This window comes from Pseudomonas sp. GW822-FHT04C11 (assembly GCF_058800905.1).
This window is the reverse complement of sequence record NZ_JBXAMS010000008.1, coordinates 194,449-218,020: the sequence shown is the minus strand read 5'-3', so window position 1 is coordinate 218,020 and position 23,572 is coordinate 194,449. Positions and strand designations below refer to the sequence as shown.

The following is a 23,572-nucleotide window of genomic DNA, read 5'->3' as shown; positions in this document are numbered from 1 at the left end:
CCCACAGCCAGGCACTTTTCCTCAGAGAATTTTGAGCCATGAAGAAGCGACTACCTCCGCTCAACTGGTTGCGCGCGTTCGAGTCAGCCGCTCGTCACCTCAGCTTTACGGAGGCGGCTGTAGAACTGAGTCTCACTCAGGCAGCCGTCAGTCAGCAGATCAAAGCGCTGGAATCGCAGCTCGGCGCAGCGTTGTTTAAGCGTCTACCTAGAGGCTTGGAACTGACGGAGCCTGGCTTAGCCTTTCTACCCGTTGTCCATGAATCGGTGGAGCGTCTGGCAGCAGCGACCGATGAAATATTCGGTCAAGGGCACCGGAAGGTACTCACAGTGCGCAGCAGTCTGGTTTTCTTTACTCACTGGCTGGCGGGTCGCCTGCCGCGATTTCGTGAGCAGCATCCAGATGTCAATTTGCGTATCACCAGCAACATCTGGATGGGCGAAACCGATCTCGAATCCGATCTGGAAATTCGCTATGGCAGCGGAAAATGGACTGGCCTGAAGAGTGAACGGCTGACCTGGGATTTGCTTTTCCCTGTGTGCGCCCCTGGTTTGCCCACAACGCAAAAGCCCTTGAAAACCCCAAGAGACCTTCGTCACCACGAACTTCTGCATGTCTTGGGTTATGAGGAGGGATGGGGCTATTGGTTGAAAAAGGCCAAGGCCGACGACGTTGACTCATCTCAAGGACTGCAGTTCGACACGCTTATTTCCGCACTGAAAATGGCGGAGTTGGGTCAAGGCGTTGCCTTGGCGCGATCATCGCTTGTCGAGCAGTATCTTGAATCAGGACAACTCATCGCCCCTTTAACTGCAAAATTCAAAACCTCAGAAGCGTTTTATTTAGTGTATTCCCCGCACAAAATCGTCAATCCCCAAGCAGCAGCTTTCGCAAATTGGTTGATGGGAGAAGCGTCCGCCACGCGTAGCGAAGAATGAGGAAGTGATTTTGAATCCCTGAATGCCTGAACGCCCTTCACTTTACCCATCAATAGATAATTTTTGTGCGCCCATAAAAAAAATCGCCCCATTGGGCTTTTTTTTATTGCTTTTACCTTCGGATTTTTTTGCCGAGAGTAAAGCCCTGATCGTCTCTTCGGTTGCTCACGCACCCCCGTGCAAAGAGCTCGTGACGGTTTCCCACAAAAATAAAAACGAGGGGTCTCACGCATGAAAAGCGCAACGTTTCTTTTGCTAACCGGCATAGTGTCCTGCAGTGCTTACGCAGAAAACACTCTCACGGTTGTGTCCTACGGCGGCAACCTGACTAATGCCCAGATCCAAGCCGCACACAAACCCTTCACTGCCGCCACTGGTACCCGGGTGATTTCGGAGGACTATTCCGGGGGCATCGCGCAAATCAAAACTCAGGTAGACAGTAAAAAGGTCACTTGGGACGTAGTCGATGCTGAAATACCGAACGTCATTCGTGCCTGTAACAACGGCCTGCTTGAACGAATTGACCCAGCCACCCTGGCACCTGCACCGGATGGAACACCTGCTGCAAAGGACTTTCTGCCAGGAGCCCTGACGGAATGCGGCGTGGCGAGCTATGTCTGGTCGACAGTCATGGCCTACAACACCAAAGCCTTCAAGGGCGAACAGCCCCATACCCTGAAAGACTTTTTCGACACCAAGCGCTTCCCAGGCAAGCGAGCACTGCGTAAAGCACCTCAAGTCAATCTTGAATGGGCGCTGATGGCCGACGGCGTGCCCCGTGAAAAGGTGTACGAAATGCTGGGGACTGAAGATGGCCTGGATCGAGCTTTTGCCAAGCTCGACACAATCAAAAAGGACACCATCTGGTGGGAAGCCGGGGCACAAGCGCCGCAACTGCTAGCCGATGGCGAGGTCAGCATGATCTCAGCTTATAGCGGGCGTATCGTGATTGCGCAGCAGAAAGAGCAGCAGCCGTTCAAAATCGTGTGGGATGGTCAGATGTATGACATGGAGGCTTGGGTAGTCCCTGCCGGCAATCCGAAAAAAGATCAGGCGATGGATTTTTTGAAGTTTGCCACTCAAAGCTCGGTACTGGCTGACCAAAGTAACTATATCGCCTATGGCCCTACACGACTCTCCGCGCAAGCCTTGGTAGACCCAAAGGTCAAACCCAACTTGCCTACTAGCCCTGAAAACTTTGCCAGCGCACTCCAGGTGGACTCCCAGTGGTGGGGAGACCATGCAGACGAATTGAATGAGCGCTTCAACGCGTGGCTGTCCAAGTAACCAAAAACTCAACCACAACCTTGCCGCAGCACACCTGACACACCCCCTTTGGCGGGCCCGGGCGACTTTTCGTGCCCGGCTCCTCTACAGCACCAATAACAAGAGATATCTCCCATGCGTACTGAATCATTCGTTAGCTTTCGAAATGTGCAGAAGAGTTATGACGGCGAACATCTGGTCGTCAAAAACTTCAACCTCGAAATCGAACAGGGTGAGTTCGTCACCATGCTTGGCCCTTCGGGTTCCGGCAAGACGACATGTTTGATGATGTTGGCGGGGTTCGAGACCGTGACTCATGGGCAAATTTGCATTGATGAAAAGCCGGTAAATGATATAGCTCCGCAAAAGCGCGGTATCGGCATGGTGTTTCAGAACTATGCCCTTTTCCCTCACATGACCATTGAAGAAAACCTCGCCTTCCCACTGAGAGTGCGCAAATTGTCCCGGCAAGACATCGAAGACCGGGTGCGTCTATCACTTGACCTGGTGGCCTTGGGACAATTCGCAAAGCGAATGCCGGCTCAGCTGTCTGGCGGTCAGAAACAGCGTGTTGCACTGGCCCGCGCATTAATCTTCGAGCCACGTTTGGTGCTGATGGATGAACCGCTTGGAGCGCTGGACAAACAGCTTCGTGAACAGATGCAATATGAAATCAAGCGTCTGTCAAAACAGCTCGGCATCACAGTTGTGTACGTTACTCACGATCAGACTGAAGCCCTTACGATGTCGGATCGCATCGCAGTCTTTAACGATGGAATTGTCCAGCAACTGGCCAATCCGTCCGACCTTTACGAAAAACCGCAGACCGCATTTGTCGCGAGTTTCATCGGCGAGAACAACCGGCTGATGGGGCAGATTATCGAGCGCCAGGAACGTTACTGCCAGGTGCGTGTTGGTGAGCACCTCGTCAAGGCGCTGGCCGTCAATATCCACCCTGTCAGCTCGACCACCACACTGTCGATTCGTCCTGAGCGCGTGCAGATTGGCGCACGTCCAGGTGAGTACGACAACCATATGCCGGCCCGCATTGAGGAGATCATTTATCACGGTGATCACTTGCGAGCGCGCTTGAAACTGGCAGGCAACGACGAGTTCATCGTCAAGATGGTCAACACCGCAGGACACGCTGCTCCCCAAGCCGGTACTTGCATTGATGTGGGTTGGTCAGCCGACGACTGTCGGGCGCTTGACGCCTGAGGCCCTACAACGACTTTACTGTTTTGCCGGAGCACCCAGATGAGCAACTCATATACCGTCAGCCCCATGCTAGAGACAGTCAGCGAAACCCTACCTCAAGGAGATCTGAAGTCCAGCCTTGACCGGGCAGAACGTCTAAACAAGACCAAATCACTGCTATTGGTCGTCCCATTGCTGGCATTCATTACGGTATTTTTCTTGCTGCCTATCGGCGCGATGTTGCTGCGCAGCATTCAAAACCCGACCCTTTCCACGGCGATGCCACAGACCGCAGCCGCATTAGCCAACTGGGAGGGCACAGCCTTGCCAGACGAGCAGTTGTTCGCCACCGTGGGTCATGAAATCCTCGCCCTGCAAGAGGCTCGACAATTGGACAGTGTCGGCTCCGATCTCAATAGGGTGATGGGTGACGCCAAGAGCCTGATGGCCCGCACTGCACGTGGCCTAGCCAGCAAGGTCGTCGTGCCAGGTGCGTTTAACACCACAATGACCGGCATCGACAAGCGCTGGGGGCAGATCGGCACCTGGACGCAGTTGAAGAAAATGGCGCCAGCCTACTCCGCAACTAACTATCTCGCGGCCCTGGACTTGCGTTATGACGACCAAGGTAAGGTCGTTCAACAACCTGAGAGCCGACGCATCTACGTCAGCATTCTGATCAAGACCTTGATGGTTGCACTGGGTATCACGGCGCTGTGCATGATCCTGGGTTACCCGCTGGCCTACATGCTCGCCACCCTTCCAGCAAAAACCAGCAACCTGTTGATGGTCATGGTGCTGTTGCCGTTCTGGACATCACTTCTGGTACGCACCAGCGCCTGGATGGTGATCTTGCAATCCAACGGTGTGCTGAACAGCACGTTGAACAGCATGGGATTGATCAACCAGCCACTCGAACTCATGTACAACATGTTCGGAACGGTCATTGCTATGACCCACATTCTTCTGCCTTTCATGGTGCTGCCGATGTTCAGCGTCATGAAAAGCATCGACACAACCTATACCCGTGCAGCGCACTCCATGGGCGCCAGTTCGTTCCGCACTTTTGTGCAGATCTATTTTCCCTTGTCTCTGCCTGGATTGAGCGCTGGAGGCATCCTGGTGTTCATTCTGGCGACGGGGTACTACATCACTCCGGCGTTGGTGGGTGGGCGTACCGGACAAGTCATCAGCAATTTCATTGCTTACCACATGCAGACCTCCCTGAACTGGGGACTGGCCGCCGCCATCGCGTCCATCCTCCTGATGATTGTCCTGGTGCTGTACTGGATTTATGACCGGGTCGTGGGCATCAACAATATGAAACTGGGGTAATCGAAATGAGTCTTCCAAGCTATACCAGCCCGATGGGCAGAGTCTGGTTCTTCAGCGTTCGAAGCTTTGCGGTATTGGTGCTGTTGTTTCTGATTTTGCCAATTTTGGTAGTGGTGCCTTTGTCATTTAACGTCGAGCCCTACTTCAGCTTTACCAGCGGCATGCTCAGCCTTGATCCAGCGGCCTTTTCAATGCGTTGGTACCACATGCTTCTCGAGGATCCACTGTGGGTGCTGTCGTTCAAAAACAGTCTGCTGATCGCCTTCTGCGCAACGGTGATTTCAACGGCACTCGGGACGTTGGCAGCACTCGGTTTGTGCCGCGCTAATCTGCCGTGCAAGGGACTGCTGATGGGCACCCTGATTTCGCCGATGATCGTACCGGTGATCATCTCTTCTGCCGGCATGTACTTTTTCTACAGCGCACTGGGCATCGGGCAGAACCACCTTGGCATCATTCTGGGCCATGCGGTACTCGGTACACCATTCGTCATCATCACAGTGACAGCGACATTGGTTGGTTTCGACCATTCGTTGACCAGAGCAGCGACAAGCCTCGGAGCCTCTTCCACCTATACATTTTTCCGCGTGACCTTCCCAATTATTCGTCCAGGGATCATGTCCGGCGCGCTCTTTGCGATGGTGACCTCATTCGATGAGGCGGTGCTGGTGCAATTTCTTGGCGGGGTTGAGCAACGCACCATACCGCGCCAGATGTGGTCAGGCATGCGCGAACAGATCAGCCCAACCATCCTGGCGGCGGCCACGTTACTGATTCTCGGCTCGGTGGCATTGCTGGTCGCTGTTGAACTCATGCGTCGACGCTCGTTGCGCTTACGAGGCATAAAAGAATGAATACCCCTAAGTCCTGAGGCACGAGACACTCCGATCACGAGTAAGGTAAGTGGATGCAACACTCAGGCTTAAACCGCAACATTGATCGACGAAGAACTTCGACGACGCATCCCATAAAAAGGCCCTCACGGGCCTTTTTGTACTCAAACCAAAATCACTCGGTTAGCCAGGACTCAACGGTCGCGGAGCCGTGTTCCGCTTTCCATTCCTTCAGCGTTTTGTGATTGCCGCCTTTGGTCTCAACGACTTCGCCGGTGTGCGGGTTTTTGTAGACCTTCACTTCGCGTGGCTTACGGCTGCCGACTTTGGACTCAACGGCTGGAGCACGGCGACCGGCTTGTGGATCAAGCAGTTTGATCACATCTTTCAGGCTGTAGCCGTACTCACCAAGCAAATGGCGCAGTTTGCTCTCAAACTCCATTTCCTTCTTAAGGCCGGAATCACTTTTCATCGACTCAAGCTCTGCGAGCTGGGCGGCCAGTTGTTGTTTGTAGTGGTCAACTAATCCCGGACACGACGTTAAGTTTTTTCTCGGCCTGAGCTGGCGCCAGCCCACCGTTGAATTGATGGGGCAGAATCCCATCAGGTAATGGCTGATGTCTCGGTGCGCTTCTTGAGCCGTCATGTAGCCCACCCGAGTGAGCCATTGCCCTTGAAGCCGGATGGGTTCATGACGAGACGAATCGGGGCAGCAACGCGGCACGCCAAAACTTCGGCCCCTACGGGATGTAAAGCAGTCTGATATTGCTGTTACGACGCGTTCTGGAGGAGCTGGGATCTGGACTGAGCGGGAATGATGAGCTGTTGCTGGCGCGATGTAGAGTTGCCATTAATGCGATGAGGCCTGCAATTTGTTGGCGTGCTGGCGACCCAATCACGACGTGGCGAGGAGATTGGGCGCGTCCAGTGAGGCAGCTTTGAACACAACGTTGCTACCTCACTTCGATGGATTACAACCCGATGTCTTCGCTGAAGAGTTCGCCACGAAGTTGTAAGTCCAGATTGCAGCCCGGGGTAGCCTCCGCGGCCCTGCAGATATCCTGATTATCGCTTCCCGACAGGTACATGTTTGCCAGCGTGAATGTAGCATCTGCCTTCAGAAGCTTTGCCAGCCGTCTCAGTTCGTAATCGTGGCCAGACTCAATACCGTACCGGAATGGAATCAATTTCTCGCGAATGGCCTTCCCGTTCAACGGGCTGCCCAGGCAGGCTTGCTCGAATTCATCGCCGAACTGGAGCGCTGCGTGTAGCGAATCGCGCGCCATCTCAGGCGAGTCCAGTCGGCTTTCGATGAGGTTGGCAATCATATTGTTCACAGCGAAGTCCATCTTTCCAATGTGCGGTCCGTGATACTACCGGACAAAGGGAGCCAACTCATCTCCGCGCAACGGCTATCTCAACCGCATCAAGACCGGTTCAGCGAACTTCGTCTGCGGGGCATCGAAGGACTCTATAGATCTCAGAAATCACCTGCATCGTTGCGTCTTCGATCGTTCCTTCATTACGGCATAAAACCCAGCCGTGATCTGCAATCGCTCGCTCGAACGCCTTGGTACAAGCGACATGTTCTTCCAGCTTATGGATCACCGTACTGCTTAGCCCACGCGATCGGGCCGCTGCCCTCGCCCATGAAATATCAGGGGCGGTGACAACCCCGACATGCAGGTCTGGCACTCGCACGTTTCGATCAATGTTCAACTGTAGAATCTCTGCAAACGGGATTATCCGGCGAAACGCGGCATCAGACGGGTACCAGCGATCAATCAAGATGATGCTGCCTGGTGGCTGTTTAGCCAATACGTGCTGGGAAATCCAGGTACGGCTATCAGCAAAGCGCTCACAAACCCTCAACTCCAAATCCCGGGTGGGATTTCTGACGAGTTTGTTAACGAGGGTCATTATTTCCCCCCTATAGGGATCGCTTTTTTTCTCGCAAAGTCGGATAACCTTTTTGTTGTCTGCCCTCAGTACTTTCGTAACGGCTTCCAACAGTGTGGTTTTACCGGTTCCCTTGGGCCCATCTAGAGAAACAAACAGCGCACGATTCATTCTTCACATAACGATTGATTTACGGTTTTTCTTGCCCGGTTCGTTCGCTGTAATCGCTTGGCGCGACTATGCGAATCGAGTGCATGTAGTGGTCTAATGATTCCGGACACCCATTTGGCTTGATTGCCAAGGCGCAAGGTTGCGTTGCACACGCCCTCAAATCGAAGAAACAGTCGCTCATGTGACCGGGGCGCGCTGTCCCGTCAGATGAGCTGACAGGACATTGAGCGCGACGGGCACCCTCCCCCTGCTTACCTCCTTCTACGCTTCTGACGGTGACTACATCGGTCAACTTTCAGGAGTAAGTGTATGTCCTCGTTTCAAGGTATCCGGGTTCCACTCGTTCCACCCCTTCAGAACGGCGCCATCGATTTCGTCGGGTTGCGGCGGCTGGTCGGCCCTCTGCTGGAAAAAGGCGTCGACGGATGGTCATGGGCCTGGCCGGCAACAATCTGGCCGAGCTGCTGCAGTTCCAGAATGAAATCCTCAAACGTCCCGTAGCGGGCTTGCTGGTGCCGCCACCGTATTACATCCGCCCTTCCCTGACCGGCCTTGAAGCGTTTTTCAAAACTGTTGCCGATGCCTCCAGCGTCCCGATCATTCTTTACGACATCCCGTACCGCACCGGCGTGGCTTTCGAACAGGCGACCCTGCTCAACATCGTCGCCCATGAGCGCGTCGTCGCGATCAAGGACTGCGGCGGCAACCAATCCAATACCCTTTTGAGGGTTTGCCGCCATAGACGGCAAACCACCAGACGAAATCCACCAAGACGTATCAGATTTCCCGGCACCGCGTGGTAATTGAAGTAACCCGTGACCACCCGGGTAGCCGCGCGCCAGGGAATGCTAGTGCTTCGGAACGCGGGCATACCAACCGTAAATTGCGATGCAGGCATAACAGGTCGCTGGCACGCTCAATGCCATCGCGAGTGTCGAGAGGTCGGCCGCATACCCTGTCAATGGCGGAATAAATGCCCCGCCAACAATGGCGCAACAAAACAGGCCCGAACCTTCTGCCGCGCGATGACCGAGCCCTGCGGTCGCAAGGGTAAAGATCGTCGGAAACATGATGGAGTTGAACAGCCCGACGGCCAGCAGCGACCATCCGGCAACAACGCCTTGTGTGGTGGCAGAGATCGTCAACAGCACAATGACTGCCGTGGCGGCAAAGGCCAGCAGTTTCCCTGGTGCGAAAGTGCGCATCAGCGCCGAGCCGATAAAGCGGCCAACCAGGGCGCCACCCCAATAGAAGGCAACATGCTTGCCCGCGGCTTCGGCGGGAAGGGCCAGGGTTGTCGGCAGCATGAGGTAGTCGGTAATGAGGCTGCCAATCGTGACTTCGGCGCCAACATAGAGAAATATGGAAGCGGTGCCGAGTGCAAAGCGCGGCTGCTTTAGAAGGTTGAGCGCAGCGAGTGGATTGAGACGCTCAGGTCTTGTTGACGGTTGCAGCTCATTTCTTTTCAGCCAGACGATCAAGGCGACCATGCAGATGAAGAGCGTAATGCTTGCATAGGTGTTGCTGATCACGCTGGCTTCCTGCGACAGGAAGGACGTCAGTTCTGCTGGCGACAATGCGGAGGTATCTACCGCATTGAGGGAGCCCAAGATCAGTATGGCACCCAGGTACGGCGCGACAGTGGTTCCCAGCGAATTGAACGCATGGCCGAGGGTGAGGCGGCTAGGGGCCGTTGCGGCGGTTCCGAGCAGCGAAAGCAGCGGGTTCGCAACGACCTGAACGGTTGTCACGCCAATCGCAAGCACAAAGAGGGCGCCGAGGAAGGCTGGAAACAATGCGGACTGGGTGGCGGGAATGAAGAGCAGGCATCCACCAGCCATCAGCAGCAACCCGAGGACGGCCGCTCTCATGTAGCCGATTCGCGAAATGAGCAGGCCTGCGGGTATGGCGAAAATGAAATAGGCAAAAAAGAATGACGACTGCACAAGCATGGCCTCGGTATAGCTGAGGCTGAAGAGGTGCTTGAGTTTTGGCACCAGGACATCGTTAAGGCTGGTGATGCTGCCGAGGATGAAAAACAGCGCGAACACGTAGGTGCTCATCCGTTGGGCGTGGGGTGTTGCCGAACTGTTGGAGACAGTCGCGCTAGCACTAGCGTTCGTCATCACGGGCTTCCTCTTTCTTGTGATTGTCACTTTCAAGGAAAGCTCTATCGAGCCTCAGTCACCTTGACAGTGAGACAGCGCTATCTTTTTGCGGTGAAGTACTCGCCAAAGGAGGGGGCGCTGCCATCTAATTTTTTGTCTGTAGCCGTTACCACTCACCCAAAGTCCGGGGCCAGTCGTTAGGGGGCGCTACCTTAGTGTCTGACTTTTCGTTTGGCAAGCCGCTGGATCTTTTGGGGGTTATGCCGAGATGAGGGGTAAACTTGCTCATTTGGTCTGCAGGCAACTATTTGTCGGGATTGAAAATTCCGGGGACAACGCAATAGGCGTCCGCGGATTGGCCGAGGTGGCCAGCCATTTAGGAGGAATTGAGGTGGTTTGCACGCAAGCCTTTATAGAACAACGCTTGCGACGCGAATGTCCAGATTTTTGCCTTATCACGGCATGCTCTTTGCTCCCCTCAATTCAAAGCCAATACTGAAGTAGCACTCAACGATCAAGCTATGTCAGATATCTATTAGCAACTTCAGCAAACCTTCCACATCCGCTAGCGCAGGAGCATGTGCTCCGGCATGGCGGCAAGATATGGATGCGCAAGCCGCTGAAAATCGCAGGCGCTCTCTCAAGTCTGCGATCCCCAGCAACTCCGCAGCCAGCCAACCAGCCATACAAGCGTCTCCTGCACCAACCGTGTCTTCCACTTTCACGGCAATAGCCGGCTGATCGAGTTGGCTGTCCGGGGTGTGGAGAATCATCCCGTGTTCCCCTCGGGTAAACAATATCTGTGCCTGAGGATTAAGAGCGCGAAGTTCATCCATTGCCTGGTGTTCGGTCAGCCCTGGATAAATGTGCCGAAGGTCTTCGTCGGAAAGCTTAATCATGTCAGCAAGGGTGGTCATCGTAGGGAAGGTCTGCTCCCGATAATGACTATCCATTAAATTGCGCCAGTTCGGATCATAGCTAATCCGTTTACCGGCTTCTTTGGCCTGCTGAGCAATTTTAACCAGCCTGTCTGCGAGTGGCTGTCGAGCTAAACTGATGCAGCTGAAATGACACAGCTCTGCTTTGTTGATCCATCCTTCGGGCATCAGATCTGGGTCAAAAAACAGATCGGCATCTCCAGCAAAAAAGTATCTGGGAGGACGGCTCGATGGAACGATGGCGACCAAAGGATCTCGATCTACTCGTTGGATAAAGCTCATATCTAACGCTGCCGCTTCCGACTGCGCAATTATCTCGTCACCCAGTGAATCTATGCTCACCGCCCCAGCAAAAGCGCTGCTAACACCCAAGCGGCTTAACGCTCGTGCAACGTTCCAGGGAGCACCACCTGGATAGCCCTTCCACTGTCCAGGAGGGCCTTGGACAAGGTCGGTCAGGGCTTCGCCAAATACTACCGCGCGAGGCAATACCATCGTCATTTCCTCAATTTTTGTCATAGGGATAACAGCTGGCTGATCAGCTTCGACCGGTAATCACTCAATGCGCATTGGTGAAAGGCCGGGATCGATGAGTACCGTTTCGATTGAATAATCGTCATCGCTGTTCCGCGACGATATTTGATCGGTGTCTGTTCTTTTTCGATGCGAAAGTATCTGTTGAAGTTAGGGAGATTTTCATAGCCAACCTCAAAGCAGATGTCTGCAACCGACATCTCTGTTTGCAACAACAGCCTGCAGGCGCGCTGAAGGCGTGTTGGCCGGCGCGTTCAAATATTAAAACCAGGTTTCCATTTGTATACCGTATTGCCATATACCTCCGGCGTTGAAGTCCGTCTTGCCGAAGGAGTCTGAGGTACTGTATCTGTCCAGATCGGAAGACCAATTCATGTAGCTTGCGAACACTCGCAATTCGGGACGTGTGAGAAGGTCTCCAACGTCAAGTTTGAATGTCGGGGCGACCGTGAATTTCCAGAAGTTACCGTCGACCGCATTACGTTGTAGATAGCCCTTGGGGTCGAGGTTCATGGTTTGCCAGCTCATTTCGTAGGCCATCTCGAAGTTGCTGTTGATTGTGTTAGCCAATCGCACGTTCAGGGTCAGCCAGCGGTAGTCGTCCCCCTTGACGTATCTATCCTTGCTCTGTTCGGCCAGCAAGCTGGGCCCGATACGCCAGTCAGGCGCAAGGGGTGTCTCGCCGTAAAGTGCCAGACGCAGAGCGCGGGCATCGTCAATCAGTTCACCATCCGAGCCGACGTTCTTGACCTCTGCTCCCAGACCTTGCCCATAGAGCAGCGCCGTTTTGAAGAAGCCTTCTCTGCCGAAAAAGTTTTTCTGGTGATTGGCCAGCATGCTGTGCAAGCCGGATTCCGCAGGCGTCAGACCTGCTTTATTGGTGCGGGTACCGAAATCGTTTTTCTTTGCGCCGATGCCATTGAACATCCACTGCCACTGACCATCCTCAAAGAACTGGTTGGAGGTCAGGATGTAGCTCGCCACATCGGCATTAATACCCCCTTGACTGAAATCCCCGTAGCTACGCCCAATCAAGGAGTAATTCGAACGCCAATTCTTGTTCATCTGCATATCGTAGATTCCACCGCCGGTACCGGCCAGGTAGACGACGTCCGAGTCCAGCCAGTGGATATCGAAGTTATCCCGATCAAATCGCTTACCTGCCCACAGGGTGGCGTTCTCGAACACTGGATTGCCCTTGAACGCAGCGACATGGTCGAGCGCTGTGAATACCTGGCGCACGTTCAGTTTGCTTTCGTCGGCCGTCCAGTCATTGGAGCTTTCCACACCGTCGGCGATGGAGACCGTGAATTTGGAACGGGTGCCATTTTGCGCATAGATTTCTTTCGACAGGTCTATACGCATGTAGGTGTCGTCTTCGTTACCGAGTCGCCCTACTGCACCACCAACCGATCCGGCCGGAGTTGTATAAGGGCCGCCACGGCCACCACCAAGCCCCTCGTCGATCAGCAATCCAGAGCGGGCATAGCCGTTGAAGCTGAACCCATCAGTGAGGTTTGAAGTGCTGGCCTGTTTTTCCATGCTTTCCTGGCGGGCTTCGAGTTTTGCCAGTCGGGTGTCCAGAACGGGATTTGTTGCCTGGGATGCAGTGGATGCTGCGGGCTGCAAAGCGGGAGTGGTGAGTTTGATCTGCTGCAATTCCCTCGCAAGTGCCTGGGTTTGCTGCTCGGCTGCGGCCGCACGCTTTTCCGCTGCGCTGGCACGGGCTTCAAACGCGGCCATGCGTTCTTCCAGAGTAGCGGCCTGAGAGGTCGCCGCCGAGGTGCTGAGCACGCCTGCGAGTAGCCATCTTGATGCTTTCTGCATGTGGATTTCCCTGTTTTGTTTTTATTGTTTTGTTCCAGCGACAGGCTGTTTTTTCGTGAGTTGTGAATTGTCCAAATCGACAAAAAAAAAGATGCCTCATCGCAAATACGCTGCTACATTGAGCGTGTTAACGTTAACTTTTCTAAAAACAAAAATAAAGAGGACTTTATGAAACAGCTAAAAACTCTCCTTCCAGCTGCGCTACTCACCCTCTTTGCCGGGCTTCCATCCGTATCGAGCGCCGCCGATTTGACGATCTCCTGCGGTGCGGTGGGTGCAGAGCTACAACTCTGCAAGGAGGCTGTCGAGGCGTGGTCGAAACAGACCGGCAACAATGTCGAGGTGGTTTCCACGCCTAACTCGGCGACCGAGAGGTTGTCGTTCTACCAACAGATCCTTAGTGCGCAGTCCACCGACATCGACATCATTCAAATCGATATGGTGTGGCCGGGGATGCTGGCCAAACATCTGATGGATCTGCGCGAGGTGCTTCCAGCCAACGCTACCCAAGGCTACTTCCAGGCCCAGGTAGATAACGCCACGGTAAACGGACGGTTGGTGACGATGCCGTGGTTCACCGATTCGGGCCTGCTGTATTACCGCAAGGACTTGCTCGAGAAGTACAACAAGCAGGTTCCCCAGACGTGGGAGGAAATGACCGCTACTGCCAGGGATGTTCAACAGGCCGAACGCAACGCCGGTAACCCCGATGTGTGGGGTTACATATTTCAGGGACGCGCCTACGAGGGGCTGACGTGTAATGCGCTGGAGTGGATCAGCAGCCAACCGGAAGGCGGACTGGTCAATCCACGAGGAGACATCGTGGTCAACAGTCAGGCCTCAAGAGCTGCTTTGACCCTGGCGAAAAGCTGGGTGGGAGACATCTCCCCGCGTGGCGTGCTCAATTACACCGAGGAAGAAGGACGTGGCGTATTCCAGTCGGGAAATGCGCTGTTCATGCGTAACTGGCCTTATGTCTGGGCCCTGGTGCAAAGCCAGAACAGTGCCGTAAAAGACAAGGTTGGGGTCGCTCCCCTACCCCGGGGCGGCGAGACCGGCAACCATGCATCCACTCTCGGCGGGTGGGGCTTGGCGGTATCGCGTTACAGCGCCCATCCAAAACTTGCCGCGGATCTGGTGAGCTACCTGACCAGTGCCCAACAGCAAAAACATCGTGCTCTGATAGGCGCCTATAACCCGGTTATCGAGTCGCTGTATCAGGATCCCGAACTGCTCGCGGCAATGCCTTACTACGGTCAGCTCCACAGCATTCTCAACGATGGGGTCATGCGCCCCGCCTCAATAACCGCCGATCGCTATCCACGGGTCTCCAATGCGTTCTTCGATCGAGTGCATGGCGTGCTGGCGGGTGAGTTGCCTGTCGATCAGGCGCTGGCCGAACTGGAAAGCGAACTCACGCGCATCAAACGCCGGAACTGGTAAGCCACAAGGAAGGAAATCACCATGTCTGTCTCTACTACCCATGCCTCCTGTGACGAGCTCCTGCTCACCAGGGAAACGCCCATACAGCGTCGCCGAGTACGCGCCGCCTGGCTGTTTCTGACGCCAATGCTGCTGTGTCTGGCCCTGGTGGCGGCCTGGCCGCTACTGCGCACATTCTGGTTCAGCCTGACCGACGCCAACCTGGCGGACACGAGTGGCGGCTCCTTCGTAGGCTTGAGCAATTATCTGTTCCACGACGGTTCCAACTGGTCGGGCATTCTGGTCGATCCACAATGGTGGAACGCTGTGCGCAACACGTTGCATTTCACCGTGGTGTCGGTGGGACTGGAAATCGTGCTAGGGCTGCTGGTGGCGTTGCTGCTAAACATCAAGTTCACCGGCCGTTCCCTGGTGCGTGCGTTGATTCTGATTCCCTGGGCGATTCCTACCATTGTCTCGGCGAAGATCTGGTCATGGATGCTTAACGACCAGTTCGGCATCATCAATCATCTGATGCTGAGCCTCGGACTGATTGATGCTCCACTGGCCTGGACGGCAGATGCGGATCTGTCGATGTGGGCGGTCATCATCGTCGACGTCTGGAAGACCGTACCTTTTGTCACGCTGCTGATGCTGGCTGCCTTGCAGATGTTGCCGAGCGATTGCTACGAAGCCGCCAGGGTCGATGGCATTCATCCGCTGAAAGTGTTCTGGCGTGTCACGCTTCCACTGTTGATGCCTGCATTGCTGGTGGCGGCGATCTTCCGCATCCTCGATTCCCTGCGGGTATTCGATGTCATCTATGTGCTGACCTCGAACTCTTCGAGCACCATGAGTATGTCGGTCTATGCCCGCCAGCACCTGGTGGAGTTCCAAGACGTTGGCTATGGCAGCGCGGCCTCGACTCTGCTGTTTCTGGTCGTTGCGGTGATCGCCATGCTTTATCTCTACCTCGGACGCCGTCAACTGGAGGTTCGCTCATGAGCCAGCGTCTACTCAAAAAAGCGCTGTTGCGCCTCGGGTTCTGGTGTCTGATCGGGATTTTGCTGCTGTATGCGGTCTTCCCTTTCTACTACGCCATCGTGACTTCGCTGAAGCCATCCAGCGCCTTGTTCGAGGTGAGCTATTGGATCGATAGTCCCGACTTCTCCAATTATGCGGCGGTACTCCACCAATCCTCATTCCTGAGAGCTATCGGTAACTCGCTGGTGGTTGCGCTTTGTGTGGTGACGCTGGCGCTGTTCCTCAGCCTGACCGCCGCCTACGCCTTGGGCAGGGTGAAGTTCCGTGGGCGTGGCACGGTATTGATGATGGTTCTTGGCGTCTCGATGTTTCCCCAGGTCGCTGTACTGTCGGGGCTGTTCGAAGTGATCCGCGCCTTGGGTCTGTACAACACGTCCTGGGCATTGATCCTGAGCTACACGATTTTCACCCTGCCCTTCACCGTCTGGGTGCTGACCACGTTCATGGGGCAACTGCCCCATGAACTGGAAGAAGCGGCAATCATGGATGGCGCTTCGCCCTGGGTCACGCTTACCCGTGTGCTGTTGCCGCTGCTCTGGCCTGCACTGGTCACCACTGGCTTATTGGCTTTTATCGCAGCGTGGAACGAGTTCCTGTTTGCCCTGACCTTCACCCTCACAGACACGCAACGCACGGTGCCGGTCGCCATCGCCTTGATTTCCGGCGGGAGTCCCCATGAGCTGCCTTGGGGGCTGTTGATGGCCGCATCGGTGCTGGTCACCGTCCCACTGGTGATTCTGGTGCTGATCTTCCAGCGCCGAATCGTTTCCGGTCTCACTGCCGGCGCGTTAAAGGGTTGATGCCCAACAAATACAAGGAACAGCATCATGATCAAATTGAAGCTAGACAACGTGAACAAACAATTGGGCGGCGTGCGGATTCTTCGCGACGTCAGCCTGGAGATCGCTGCGGGTGAATTCGTGGTGTTCGTTGGCCCTTCGGGCTGCGGAAAGTCGACCCTGTTGCGACTGATCGCCGGACTGGACTCGATCTGCGCCGGCGACCTGCTGATTGACGAGCGACGGGTCAACGACCTGGAACCGCGCGAGCGTGGCGTCGGCATGGTGTTTCAGTCTTATGCGCTGTACCCGCACATGAGCGTCTACGACAACATCAGTTTTGGTCTCAAACTGGCCAAGACTGAAAAGAGCAGCTTGCGCGAGCGGGTGCTCAGAACTGCGCAAATCCTGCAATTGGACAAACTGCTGCAACGCAAGCCAAAGGAACTCTCTGGAGGGCAGCGTCAGCGTGTGGCCATGGGCAGAGCCATGGCGCGGGAACCGGACATTTTGTTGTTCGATGAGCCGCTTTCCAACCTGGATGCGTCCTTGCGGGTGCAGATGCGCAACGAAATCGCCCGTCTGCATGCTCGACTGGGCTCGACCATGATCTACGTCACCCACGATCAGGTGGAAGCGATGACCCTGGCGGACAAAATTGTCGTGCTCAATGGCGGTCGCGTAGAGCAGGTTGGCTCGCCGCGCGAACTCTATGAACGCCCCGCCAGCCGCTTTGTCGCCGGTTTTCTGGGCTCGCCCAGAATGAACTTTCTGGCGGCGCGCCTGCATGCCCCAGGCGAAACCAGCCTGGTTGACACCCCGGTTTTGGGTATGACCTCCCTGCCCTTCGACAGCTCAAACCTGGCGGCGGACACTCCGCTGAGCCTCGGGGTTCGCCCGGAGCATGTATCGCTCAAAGCGGCGGATGGAACCGTCGGCGTCATCGTGACCGGGGTCGAATACCTGGGCAGCGAAACCTATGTGCACCTCGATACCGGGCAGGACGATCCACTGATCTGTCGTTGTGAGGTCAACGCCGGATGGCAGGTCGGCGATCGGGTCGAGCTGCAGCTGGACATCGGTAATCTGCACCTGTTCGACGCCGACGGCACGGCCTTGAGGCGTCCCCCACAAGCCATTGAAACCCTGCCAGATGGAGTCTCTCTGCGCTCGGTACGAGCAGGCGCCCTTTGACCTTGTCCTTGAATTCCATGAGTGATCCAATGTCTTCTTCCCTTGACCTTGCGCAGCGTGCACTGAGTGACGGCCTGTCTCGCGTCATCCACGATTATCGACCCGGTTATCATATTGCTCCCCCGGCAGGCTGGATGAACGACCCTAACGGGGTGGTGTACTTTCGTGGCGAATATCACGTTTTCTATCAACATTACCCCTTCGAGGCGAAATGGGGCCCGATGTATTGGGGGCATGCCAAGAGTGCCGATCTGGTTCATTGGCAGCATCTCCCCATTGCGCTGGCACCCGGCGATGACTTCGACCGTGACGGTTGTTTTTCCGGTAGCGCGGTGGTGTGTGGAGATACCCTGGCACTGATCTACACCGGGCACACCTGGCTGGGGGAAGCGGGTGACGAACGCTCGATCCGTCAAGTCCAGTGCCTGGCCACCAGTATCGATGGTATCCGCTTCGTCAAGCATGGCGCAGTCATCGAGACCCCGCCGCAAGACACGATCATGCACTTTCGTGACCCCAAGGTATGGAAGGAGGATGACTGTTGGTACCTGATTGCCGGCGCACGTCTTGGCGATATACCGCTGCTCCCGTTGTACCGCTCCACGGATCTGCACGCCTGGGAGTTCCTTGGCTATGTGTCCGGCGGCAGCGAGGGCGATGGCTATATGTGGGAATGCCCGGATCTGTTTCGACTGAACGGACGCGATGTACTGCTGTACTCCCCCCAAGGCATGCAACCCCAAGGTTACGAACGGCTCAACAAGTACCAGACTGGTTATCGAGTGGGTCGACTCGATAGCGAATGGCACTTCACTGGCGGGCCTTTTATCGAGCTCGATAACGGTCACGATTTCTATGCAGCGCAAACGCTACTGGCCGCCGATGGTCGGCGACTTTTGTGGGCGTGGCTCGACATGTGGGAAAGCCCGATGCCGAGCAAGGCCCATCACTGGTGCGGCATGCTCGGTTTGCCGCGCGAACTTGAACTGCGCGCAGATCGCCTTTGTGTGTATCCGGCACGGGAGCTCACCGCTCTACGCAAGGCGCCATTGCCTGGTACACCCTGGTGGGATGAGTCGGGAACCCGGTGGGTGCCGGAGGTAAAAGGCGATATGCTCGAAATCCATGTGCATCTGGATTTGCTCGGCTGCACCGACGGCCACCTGGGAATCGCCTTGCGCTGCAGCGACGATGGCCATGAAGAAACCCTGCTCTACTACGATGCGTCGCTACAGCGTCTGGTGCTTGACCGTAGCCGCTCGGGTGCGCAAGCCACAGGTCAGCGAAGCGTGTCGATAGACCCGACACAAGAGCGACTCGAACTGCGTGTGTTCCTCGATCGCTCGTCCATCGAGGTGTTTGACGAAAACGGGCGCTTCAGCCTCAGCAGTCGCCTCTATCCGCAGCCCGGCAGTCTGGGCGTGAAGCTCCTTGCAAGCGGGAGCGGCGGGCGTGTCTCCATTCCAAGGGCGTGGCCACTTGCCTCGGGATGGCTATGAGCAGCGTCATTCGTATCGCGAGAAGCGCAGGCCATGTGTCATGATTCTGCCTCAACCTGACCGGCTTCGCCTCGCATGACTTCAGTGAAAGACGTTGCACAGCTAGCCGGCGTGTCCCTGATGACGGTTTCTCGAGCACTCAACAATCCGGAAAAATTGAGCCCCGAAACCTATCAACGGGTGCGTCGCGCCATTGACGAATTGCAATTCGTGCCGAGCCTATCAGCGCGAAGAATTCGCGGCGACAACCTCCAGACGCGAACCATCGGTGTGTTCGCGTTGGACACCGCAACTACACCGTTCGCCGTCGAGCTGCTGCTGTCCATCGAACAGACTGCGCAGCAAGCAGGCTGGAATGTATTTATCCTCAACCTGTTAAGCAACCCGCCCACCGACCAGAACATCGACCTGATGTTATCGCACCGTCCCGACGGGTTGATCTTCAGCGCCATGGGGCTGCGCCAGGTGTGCATTCCCGAGCGATTGAAGAGCACCCCCCTGGTACTCGCCAATTGCCTGGCGGATGACAGTCGCCTGGTCAGTTATGTGCCCGACGACGAAATGGGGCAGTATCGAGCCGTACATCACGCATTGAGTCGAGGCTATCGGCGCCCTTTGTTTATCAATCTTCCAAAACAGAGCCTGGCCTGGGGTCTGCGACAAAGAGGCATGCAGCGTGCCTGTCAGGCATTCGGGCTGTTGCCTGACGCACTCCTGCAATATGACCTTGCCGATCATGACGCCTATGGTGAAACCGCAGCCATCCTCGACCGGCACATCATTGATAGTCGTCCCCAATTCGACATTCTGATCTGTGGCAACGACCGTATTGCTTTTTGTGCCTATCAGGTGTTGTTGGGCCGTGGGCTGAAAATCCCCAATGATGTCGCCGTGCTCGGCTATGACAATATGATCGGTATCGCTGAACTGTTCATCCCACCGCTGACAACGGTACAACTGCCGTACTACGAGATCGGTCGCAGGGCTGCCCGGCACCTGATCGAAGCCCTCGACGTATCAGGAACCCGGCCAGTTGATTGTCCATTGGTTGCCAGGGCATCGCTATAAGGGATTGGTTAATTCGGGGAAAGCCGCGATCAATTTTCCAGCCACCGTCAGCACCAACGCCCGTCGGGGCACACCGTGGACGGCGGTTTTCTCAAAAAGAGCAGGAGCCTGCTTTTGCTCAGTCAGGTTCATGAGCATACGGCCAGTGCTGTAAATGCTGCCATTGCACGATGACAAGGCAGCAGTAATCACAACGAAGGGTCCATCGTCCGACTCAGCCGCTTCAGACTCGAGCGGGCGACACGATGATTTTGACGTTGTGCTCCTTGTTGTTGACCAGCTCCTCGAAGCCCTGCCCCACGATCTGCTCCAACTGAATGCGCCCAGTCACCAGCGGAGTGATGTTCAGCCGGCCATCAGCGATAAAAGCGATCACATCGGCGAACTCACCGTTATAGGCCAGCGCACCCAGCACCTGTTTTTCGGTAGCTACCAACTCGAAAAAGTTGAACTCGCTGGGCTCCTCAAAGATCCCCACCAGTACGCATTTTCCGGCCTTGCGGATCAGATCGATCGCGAGCTTGGCGGTGTGTTTGTTGCCGATGCATTCGAAGCTGACATCTGCCCCGAGCCCACCCGTCAGGCGCCGTACCTCAGCCAAGGCATCGCATTCATTGGGATCGAGCACATGGGTCGCACCCACTTCCAGGGCCTTGGCCTTGCGCGCTCCAGACATTTCCAGAGTGATCACCTGAGCCGCACCGGCAGCCTTGGCGCACATGATGGTGCACAAGCCAATGGTGCCTGCACCAACGACTACAACGTTCTGCCCGAGCAGGCTCCCGGCTTTTTTCACCGCGTGCATGCCCACCGCCAGCGGCTCGATCAGTGCCCCGGCTTCAGCAGGAAAGTTCGCCGGTAACTTGTACAACAGGTTGGCCGGCACGTTGACCAGTTCAGCGAAGGCACCATTATTCATCAGCCCGGTGAACGCCAGGTTCTCGCAGATGTTGTACAGCCCGTGGGTGCAGTAGTAGCAGCTGCCGCAATGTTGGCAGGCATCGGCCGCCACCGGTTCGCCGACGCTGAAACCCTGAACACCGGCACCGAGTTCGACGATTTCGCCACAAAACTCATGACCGAGAATGCACTGGCCCTTGATCCCGGTCAGCGGGTGCGGTGCGTCAACCGGTATGAACACCGGCCCAGCCACGTACTCATGCAGATCGGACCCACAAATGCCGCACCACTGCACGCGGATCTGCACCCAGCCGGCAGGTGGCGCTATTGGCAGCGGAACGTCTTCGACACGGATATCGTGGCGGCCGTGCCAGACAGCGGCACGCATACTGCGTTGCGGATTGATTGAAATGCTCATAGCGAAATCTCCTTGAAATAGTTGCTCCTGGCACCCCGCGAGAGGTCGCCAGGAGGGGCGTCAGTGCTGTTGCACAAAGTCCAGAATCAATCGATTGACTTGCTCGGCCGCTTCCATCTGCACCATGTGCGCCTGACCTGGCAGGACCTCGACCTGAGCCTTCAGCCCGGCACTATGGTTCGCCGGAATAATCGCGTCGTCACTGCCCCAGATCAGCAACACTGGCTGCTGGCCGTCCTGCACCACGCCGCGCAGATCGAGCTGTTGCGATCCGTCTTTGAACACACCTGATACCAGCAGGCGCAGGGCCGCACCCACTCCTTCCAGGCGCTTGTACTTGAGCATGTCTTCGAGCATCTGCCGGTTGACCAGCTCGGGATTGGAGAACAGTTTCACCAACTGTGACTTGAGGGCATTGCGGTTGGCAGCCTCGACAAAACCTTCCAGGTAATCGCCGTTGATGCCCTCCCCCAGACCTGCGCTGCCGATCAAGATCAAGGACCGTACCCGCTGCGGTTCCAGACGCGCAATGTTCAGCGACACCGCTCCGCCCATGGAATGACCCACCAGATGCGCTGCGGGAATGTCCAGGTGATCAAGCAGTGCCAGCACTATGCCGCTCAGCTCATCCAGGTCTCCGCGCTCAAGCTGCTTGGTAGACTCGCCATGGCCCGGCAGGTCCAGGGCAACCACCCGGCGCCCGGCGGCCAATGCTTCATGATTGAACATCCAGTTATTCAGGTCACCGCCAAAGCCGTGCACCAGCACCAACGGCACCCCGCCTTCGCCGCGCTCGAAGTAACGGATCAACCGCCCGTCCAGCTCGACTTTTTGCGGCTTCGGCCCGCGGTCCTCCTCGGCGTCGTCCCCGGGCACGAACGTGGCCTGAAACTGCTCGACGACTGCATCGATCTCGACCTCGCTGGCCTCGCCGTCGACCACGATGCCAAGCAACGCACCCACTGCGAGGGTTTCATCCTGGCGGGCGATCTGCCGACGAAGCACTCCGGAAAAAGGCGCCTCGACACTGCTGGAGATTTTGTCGGTTTCGACATCCAGCACTTCGTCACCCTTGGCGATGACCTGGCCTTCCTCCTTGAGCCAGGCATCGACCCGGCCCTCGGTCATGGACAGGCCCCACTTGGGCATGGTCAAGGTATGGATCTGGCTCATGAACGCTTGCTCCACTCGATCAGTTTCAGCACGGCGTTCTCGATCTTCGCCGCGTCGGGAATGTAGAGGTCTTCCAGGGCGTCGGAGAACGGTACCGGCGTATGCGGAGCAGTCACCATCTCGATCGGCGCCTTGAGCGAGGCGAATGCTTTTTGTGCCACCAAAGCCGAAATATCAGTCGCCATGGAGCAACGTGGGTTGGCTTCGTCGATGACCACCAGGCGTCCGGTCTTCTCCACACTTTCCAAAATACTGTCTTCGTCCAGCGGGCTGGTGGTGCGCAGGTCGATCACCTCGCAGTCGATCCCGCGCGCGGCCAAATTGCGCGCGGCGTCCATCGCGGTGTTGACCGTGCGGCCATAGGAGACCAGCGTCACATCCTTGCCATCACGCAGGAAGTTGGCTTCGCCGAAGGGGATGGTATAGAGCTCTTCCGGTACTTCACCCTGCATGCTGTAGAGCATTTTGTGTTCACAGAAGATCACCGGGTCGTTGTCGCGGATCGCCTGGATAAGCAAGCCCTTGGCGTCATAAGGTGACGACGGGCAGACCACTTTCAGCCCTGGAATGTGGGTCCACAACGAGGTCAGCATTTGCGAGTGCTGGGCAGCGGCTCGCAACCCGGCGCCGACCATCGTGCGGATCACCAGTGGCGTGGAGGCCTTGCCGCCGAACATGTAGCGAAACTTGGCTGCCTGATTGAGGATCTGGTCCAGGCAGCAACCGGCGAAGTCGACGAACATCAACTCACATACCGGGCGCACGCCACAGGTCGCGGCGCCCACTGCAGCACCGACATAGCCCAACTCCGACAATGGCGTGTCCAGCACTCGTCCAGGGAATTGGTGATAGAGGCCCTTGGTCACGCCCAGCACCCCGCCCCAGGCGTCGTTTTCACCGGGGGCACCGGCACCGCCGGCGACGTCCTCACCCATGATGAACACGCTGGGATCGCGGCGCATTTCCTGGGCCAGAGCTTCGTTGATTGCCTGCTGATAACTGATTTTTCTCGCCATGATGAAGGTCTCG

At 56.2% G+C, this 23,572-nt stretch carries 20 protein-coding genes and 4 pseudogenes; 12 read left to right on the top strand and 12 right to left on the bottom strand.

Features of this window, described 5'->3' with window-relative positions; all coding sequences use genetic code 11:
* The first annotated feature begins 38 nt into the window (after positions 1–38).
* The 5 genes from gcvA to AC1RJ3_RS15800 all read left to right on the top strand — a co-directional run bounded on the left by gcvA (position 39) and on the right by AC1RJ3_RS15800 (position 5,590).
* Complete coding sequence (gcvA, locus tag AC1RJ3_RS15820) at positions 39–938, top strand: transcriptional regulator GcvA (protein ID WP_493079453.1); 900 nt, start codon at positions 39–41, stop codon at positions 936–938.
* 231 nt (positions 939–1,169) lie between these two features.
* Positions 1,170–2,225 (top strand): ABC transporter substrate-binding protein, encoded by a 1,056-nt coding sequence (locus AC1RJ3_RS15815; RefSeq protein ID WP_192343076.1) that lies wholly within the window; start codon positions 1,170–1,172, stop codon positions 2,223–2,225.
* 114 nt (positions 2,226–2,339) lie between these two features.
* Positions 2,340–3,422, top strand: a complete 1,083-nt coding sequence (locus AC1RJ3_RS15810; protein ID WP_347926733.1) for an ABC transporter ATP-binding protein — start codon at positions 2,340–2,342, stop codon at positions 3,420–3,422.
* 39 nt (positions 3,423–3,461) lie between these two features.
* Positions 3,462–4,736 (top strand): ABC transporter permease, encoded by a 1,275-nt coding sequence (locus AC1RJ3_RS15805; protein WP_347926735.1) that lies wholly within the window; start codon positions 3,462–3,464, stop codon positions 4,734–4,736.
* Positions 4,737–4,741: 5 nt separating this feature from the next.
* Positions 4,742–5,590, top strand: coding sequence for an ABC transporter permease (locus AC1RJ3_RS15800; protein ID WP_179053930.1), 849 nt, complete (start codon positions 4,742–4,744; stop codon positions 5,588–5,590).
* 154 nt (positions 5,591–5,744) lie between these two features.
* Here AC1RJ3_RS15800 and AC1RJ3_RS15795 read toward each other — a convergent pair whose 3' ends face one another.
* The 4 genes and pseudogenes from AC1RJ3_RS15795 to AC1RJ3_RS15780 all read right to left on the bottom strand — a co-directional run bounded on the left by AC1RJ3_RS15795 (position 5,745) and on the right by AC1RJ3_RS15780 (position 7,639).
* Complete coding sequence (locus tag AC1RJ3_RS15795) at positions 5,745–6,071, bottom strand: histone-like nucleoid-structuring protein, MvaT/MvaU family (RefSeq protein WP_347930038.1); 327 nt, start codon at positions 6,069–6,071, stop codon at positions 5,745–5,747.
* A 16-nt stretch (positions 6,072–6,087) separates the two neighbouring features.
* Positions 6,088–6,317 (bottom strand): annotated as a pseudogene (locus AC1RJ3_RS15790) (IS3 family transposase); the annotation flags it as partial.
* A gap of 223 nt (positions 6,318–6,540) precedes the next feature.
* Positions 6,541–6,906, bottom strand: a complete 366-nt coding sequence (locus tag AC1RJ3_RS15785; protein ID WP_146016089.1) for a hypothetical protein — start codon at positions 6,904–6,906, stop codon at positions 6,541–6,543.
* Positions 6,907–7,006: 100 nt separating this feature from the next.
* On the bottom strand, positions 7,007–7,639 hold the full coding sequence (locus tag AC1RJ3_RS15780) for a dTMP kinase (protein ID WP_347926737.1): 633 nt from the start codon (positions 7,637–7,639) through the stop codon (positions 7,007–7,009).
* 309 nt (positions 7,640–7,948) lie between these two features.
* Here AC1RJ3_RS15780 and AC1RJ3_RS15775 point away from each other — a divergent pair.
* A pseudogene (locus tag AC1RJ3_RS15775) lies at positions 7,949–8,361 on the top strand (dihydrodipicolinate synthase family protein); the annotation flags it as partial.
* Between the two features lie 126 nt (positions 8,362–8,487).
* On the opposite strand, the gene AC1RJ3_RS15770 reads toward AC1RJ3_RS15775, so the two are convergent.
* From AC1RJ3_RS15770 to AC1RJ3_RS15755, 4 genes and pseudogenes are all read right to left on the bottom strand, one after another.
* On the bottom strand, positions 8,488–9,702 hold the full coding sequence (locus tag AC1RJ3_RS15770; RefSeq protein WP_347926739.1) for a sugar MFS transporter: 1,215 nt from the start codon (positions 9,700–9,702) through the stop codon (positions 8,488–8,490).
* A gap of 569 nt (positions 9,703–10,271) precedes the next feature.
* On the bottom strand, positions 10,272–11,180 hold the full coding sequence (locus tag AC1RJ3_RS15765) for a carbohydrate kinase family protein (protein WP_493079452.1): 909 nt from the start codon (positions 11,178–11,180) through the stop codon (positions 10,272–10,274).
* Between the two features lie 64 nt (positions 11,181–11,244).
* Positions 11,245–11,467: pseudogene (locus tag AC1RJ3_RS15760) on the bottom strand (helix-turn-helix domain-containing protein); the annotation flags it as partial.
* 13 nt (positions 11,468–11,480) lie between these two features.
* Positions 11,481–13,046: a carbohydrate porin gene (locus tag AC1RJ3_RS15755; protein ID WP_054597384.1), complete on the bottom strand. Its 1,566-nt coding sequence runs from the start codon at positions 13,044–13,046 to the stop codon at positions 11,481–11,483.
* 168 nt (positions 13,047–13,214) lie between these two features.
* On the opposite strand from AC1RJ3_RS15755, the gene AC1RJ3_RS15750 reads away from it, so the two are divergent.
* From AC1RJ3_RS15750 to AC1RJ3_RS15725, 6 genes are all read left to right on the top strand, one after another.
* Positions 13,215–14,489: an ABC transporter substrate-binding protein gene (locus AC1RJ3_RS15750; protein ID WP_054597385.1), complete on the top strand. Its 1,275-nt coding sequence runs from the start codon at positions 13,215–13,217 to the stop codon at positions 14,487–14,489.
* Positions 14,490–14,510: 21 nt separating this feature from the next.
* Positions 14,511–15,473, top strand: a complete 963-nt coding sequence (locus AC1RJ3_RS15745; protein WP_054597386.1) for a carbohydrate ABC transporter permease — start codon at positions 14,511–14,513, stop codon at positions 15,471–15,473.
* Entirely contained in the window at positions 15,470–16,312 is an 843-nt protein-coding gene (locus AC1RJ3_RS15740; protein ID WP_054597387.1) for a carbohydrate ABC transporter permease, read from the top strand. The genes AC1RJ3_RS15745 and AC1RJ3_RS15740 overlap by 4 nt, the downstream gene beginning before the upstream one ends.
* Before the next feature lie 27 nt (positions 16,313–16,339).
* Positions 16,340–17,485 carry an ABC transporter ATP-binding protein gene (locus AC1RJ3_RS15735; protein ID WP_054597388.1) on the top strand — a complete coding sequence of 382 codons (1,146 nt, stop codon included), beginning with the start codon at positions 16,340–16,342 and terminating at the stop codon, positions 17,483–17,485.
* A gap of 29 nt (positions 17,486–17,514) precedes the next feature.
* A complete protein-coding gene (locus AC1RJ3_RS15730; RefSeq protein ID WP_493079451.1) occupies positions 17,515–18,984 on the top strand; it encodes a glycoside hydrolase family 32 protein in 1,470 nt (489 codons plus the stop codon).
* Between the two features lie 75 nt (positions 18,985–19,059).
* The gene (locus AC1RJ3_RS15725; RefSeq protein WP_054597390.1) at positions 19,060–20,052 is read left to right on the top strand and encodes a LacI family DNA-binding transcriptional regulator; all 993 of its coding nucleotides are present in this window, start codon (positions 19,060–19,062) and stop codon (positions 20,050–20,052) included.
* A gap of 27 nt (positions 20,053–20,079) precedes the next feature.
* Here AC1RJ3_RS15725 and AC1RJ3_RS15720 read toward each other — a convergent pair.
* The 4 genes and pseudogenes from AC1RJ3_RS15720 to AC1RJ3_RS15705 all read right to left on the bottom strand — a co-directional run.
* A pseudogene (locus tag AC1RJ3_RS15720) lies at positions 20,080–20,250 on the bottom strand (amino acid permease); the annotation flags it as partial.
* Positions 20,251–20,275: 25 nt separating this feature from the next.
* Positions 20,276–21,340 (bottom strand): 2,3-butanediol dehydrogenase, encoded by a 1,065-nt coding sequence (locus AC1RJ3_RS15715; RefSeq protein ID WP_493079505.1) that lies wholly within the window; start codon positions 21,338–21,340, stop codon positions 20,276–20,278.
* 90 nt (positions 21,341–21,430) lie between these two features.
* Positions 21,431–22,543, bottom strand: coding sequence for an acetoin dehydrogenase dihydrolipoyllysine-residue acetyltransferase subunit (locus tag AC1RJ3_RS15710; protein ID WP_054597392.1), 1,113 nt, complete (start codon positions 22,541–22,543; stop codon positions 21,431–21,433).
* Positions 22,540–23,559 carry an alpha-ketoacid dehydrogenase subunit beta gene (locus tag AC1RJ3_RS15705; protein WP_493079450.1) on the bottom strand — a complete coding sequence of 340 codons (1,020 nt, stop codon included), beginning with the start codon at positions 23,557–23,559 and terminating at the stop codon, positions 22,540–22,542. The genes AC1RJ3_RS15710 and AC1RJ3_RS15705 overlap by 4 nt, the downstream gene beginning before the upstream one ends.
* Between the last annotated feature and the right edge of the window lie 13 nt (positions 23,560–23,572).